Source organism: Pseudomonas sp. MD195_PC81_125, from assembly GCF_014060985.1.
GTDB lineage: Bacteria > Pseudomonadota > Gammaproteobacteria > Pseudomonadales > Pseudomonadaceae > Aquipseudomonas > Aquipseudomonas parakoreensis.
Genome location: NZ_JABULD010000142.1, coordinates 1 through 3,180, shown reverse-complemented (window position 1 = coordinate 3,180; position 3,180 = coordinate 1). Strand labels below are relative to the sequence as shown.

General features: G+C 59.7%; 3 protein-coding genes. 1 reads left to right on the top strand and 2 read right to left on the bottom strand.

Annotated features, from left to right (window positions below):
- Positions 1–114 precede the first annotated feature (114 nt).
- Complete coding sequence (gene htpX / locus HT737_RS06400; protein WP_041069582.1) at positions 115–1,002, bottom strand: protease HtpX; 888 nt, start codon at positions 1,000–1,002, stop codon at positions 115–117.
- Between the two features lie 303 nt (positions 1,003–1,305).
- Complete coding sequence (locus tag HT737_RS06395; RefSeq protein ID WP_003226761.1) at positions 1,306–2,517, bottom strand: pyridoxal phosphate-dependent aminotransferase; 1,212 nt, start codon at positions 2,515–2,517, stop codon at positions 1,306–1,308.
- A gap of 223 nt (positions 2,518–2,740) precedes the next feature.
- Between HT737_RS06395 and msrB the strand changes: the two genes are divergently transcribed.
- Complete coding sequence (gene msrB / locus HT737_RS06390) at positions 2,741–3,136, top strand: peptide-methionine (R)-S-oxide reductase MsrB (protein WP_182401889.1); 396 nt, start codon at positions 2,741–2,743, stop codon at positions 3,134–3,136.
- The last annotated feature ends 44 nt before the right edge of the window (positions 3,137–3,180 follow it).

Genomic DNA, 3,180 nt, shown 5'->3' with positions numbered 1-3,180 from the left:
GATCACTGTGGGAGCTGGCTTGCCAGCGATGGGGCCAGATCCGCAACACACAATCCTGAGCACAAAAAAGGCCCGCATCGCTGCGGGCCTTTTTCGGTTGTCACGCCAGATGGATCAACCGCGACGACGCAGCGCGTCGATACGCTCTTCCAGCGGCGGGTGGCTCATGAACATGCGGGCAAAGCCCTGTTTGATGCCACCGTTGATGCCGAAGGCGTTCAGGGTGTCCGGCATGTGTACCGGCAGGCCCTGTTCGGCGCGCAGGCGTTGCAGCGCGCCGATCATCGCGTTGGTGCCCGCCAGACGTGCGCCGGCTTCGTCGGCACGGAATTCGCGCTTGCGCGAGAACCACATGACGATGGCGCTGGCGAGGATGCCCAGGACCAGTTCGGCGAAGATGGTCGCCACGTAGTAGGCAATGCCCTGGCCTTCTTCGTTCTTGAAAATCACCTTGTCGACGAAGTTGCCGATGATCCGCGCAAAAAACATCACGAAGGTGTTCACCACGCCCTGGATCAGCGCCAGGGTGACCATGTCACCGTTGGCCACGTGACCGATTTCGTGGGCCAGAACGGCTTTCACTTCATCTGGCGAAAAGCGCTCGAGCAGGCCCTGGCTGACTGCGACCAACGCGTCGTTCTTGTTCCAGCCGGTCGCAAAGGCGTTGGCCTCGTAGGCCGGAAAAATACCGACTTCGGGCATCTTGATCCCGGCTTCGCGGGACAGTTGCTCGACGGTTTGCAGCAGCCATTGTTCATGCCGGGTACGTGGCTGGCTGATGATCTGGGTGCCGGTGCTCATCTTGGCCATCCACTTTGAGATGAACAGCGAGAACAGTGAACCGGCGAAACCAAAGACCGCACAGAAAACCAGCAGCTGACTGAGGTTGAGATCAACCCCGTTGGCCGCCATGAACCCGTTGAAGCCGAACAGGCTCAGGGTGATGCTGGCTATCAGCACGACCGCCAGGTTAGTGGCCAAAAACAGCAGGATGCGCATCATGGTTGTAGAAATCTCCTCAAGCTAAAGATGTAGCGTACTGCGGGGTATATAAGGTGCGGCACGGGGTGATTCAACTGAGTGACTATTTCAAACTGTGTCCTACAGCGGATTCCGGGGCTGCAGGCCATTGCCCACGACCGAAACCGAAAGGGATGACAGCCAGCCGCCACCCGCCACCACTGCGCCAGAGGCAAGTGGACTATACGAATCGCAAGTGTAGAAGGCCCTGCGAGGCGGGGAGGGCAGAAGTGTTGCTGAATCAGACAGTGCGCAACGTTCGGGCCGTTGCGCACGGTCGACCGGTTACTGGCGGTAGGACTTGAGGAAGTTGCCGATACGTCCGATGGCCATCTCGAGGTCGTCGACGCGGGGCAGGGTCACCACGCGGAAGTGATCCGGCCACGGCCAGTTGAACGCCGTGCCTTGCACCACCAGCAACTTCTCGGAAAGCAGCAGGTCGAGGACGAATTTTTCGTCGTTGTGGATCGGGCAGACCTTCGGGTCGATCCGCGGGAATGCATACAGCGCGCCCATCGGCTTGACGCAGCTGACGCCCGGAATGTCGTTGAGCAACTCCCAGGTGCGGTTGCGCTGCTCCAGCAGACGACCTTGCGGCAGCACCAGATCATTGATGCTCTGATAGCCGCCGAGGGCAGTCTGGATTGCGTGCTGACTCGGCACGTTGGCGCACAGGCGCATGTTGGCCAGCATGTCGATGCCTTCGATGTAGCTCTGGGCATTGTGTTTCGGCCCGGAGATGGCGATCCAGCCGGAGCGGAAACCCGCCACGCGGTAGGATTTCGACAGCCCGTTGAAGGTCAGGCACAGCAGGTCCGGTGCCAGCGAGGCGGTGCAGATGTGCACGGCATCGTCATAAAGAATCTTGTCGTAGATCTCGTCGGAGAACACCACCAGATTGTGCGCGCGGGCGATTTCCAGCATGCCCAGCAGTACTTCCTTCGAGTACACCGCACCGGTCGGGTTGTTCGGGTTGATGATTACCATGGCCTTGGTGTTCGGCGTGATCTTGGCCTTGATGTCGGCCAGATCAGGGAACCAGTCGGCACCCTCGTCGCACAGGTAATGCACGGCGTTACCGCCGGCCAGGCTCACGGCGGCGGTCCACAGCGGGTAGTCCGGGGCCGGTACCAGCACTTCGTCGCCGTTGTTGAGCAGCGCCTGCAGCGACATCACGATCAGCTCGGACACGCCGTTGCCCAGGTAGATGTCTTCGATGCCGACACCTTCGACATTCTTTTGCTGGTAGTACTGCATCACCGCTTTACGGGCGCTGAACAGGCCTTTGGAATCGCTGTAGCCCTGAGCGGTCGGCAGGTTGCGGATCACGTCCTGGAGAATTTCGTCCGGCGCTTCGAAACCAAACGGTGCCGGGTTGCCGATGTTCAGCTTGAGGATGCGCTGGCCTTCCTCTTCCAGACGTTTGGCGTGCTTGAGCACCGGGCCGCGAATGTCGTAGCAGACGTTGGCGAGCTTGTTCGATTTGCTGAACTGCATGGCGATGTGATCCCGAAAATGAACGATCCAGACGGCGGATGGCCAACCGTACTGGGATTCCTGCGTCTTCGCACAGGCGGAGTCTTGCGCAATGGCGCCAATAATCCGTTTGAATGCGCCCGGTCTGGCTGCCAGACTGGCGTGTGACGAGGCGCAATCATACGTGCCACCCGATCCGTGGAAAAGGTACAGATCGGGCTTTTTCAGCCGTTGAGGTGTGATGATGGAAAAGTTGGAAAAAACCCTGGAAGAATGGCGTGCGATGCTCGACCCCGAGCAGTACAACGTGTGCCGGCTCAGTGCGACCGAACGGCCGTTCTCCGGCAAATACAACGCCACCAAAACCGACGGCATTTATCATTGTGTCTGCTGCAATGAACCGTTGTTCGACTCCCAAACCAAATTCGATTCCGGCTGCGGCTGGCCGAGCTTTTACGCGCCGATCGGCGAAAGCGCCATGACCGAAATCCGCGATACCAGCCACGGCATGATCCGTACCGAGGTCAAATGCGCCCGCTGCGACGCGCATCTGGGCCACGTGTTTCCCGATGGGCCGCCACCGACCGGCCTGCGTTATTGCATCAACTCGGTGTGCCTGGACCTGGTACCGCGCGAGTGATGCGAGCCCCTGTAGGAGCTGCCGAAGCTGCGATCTTTTGATTT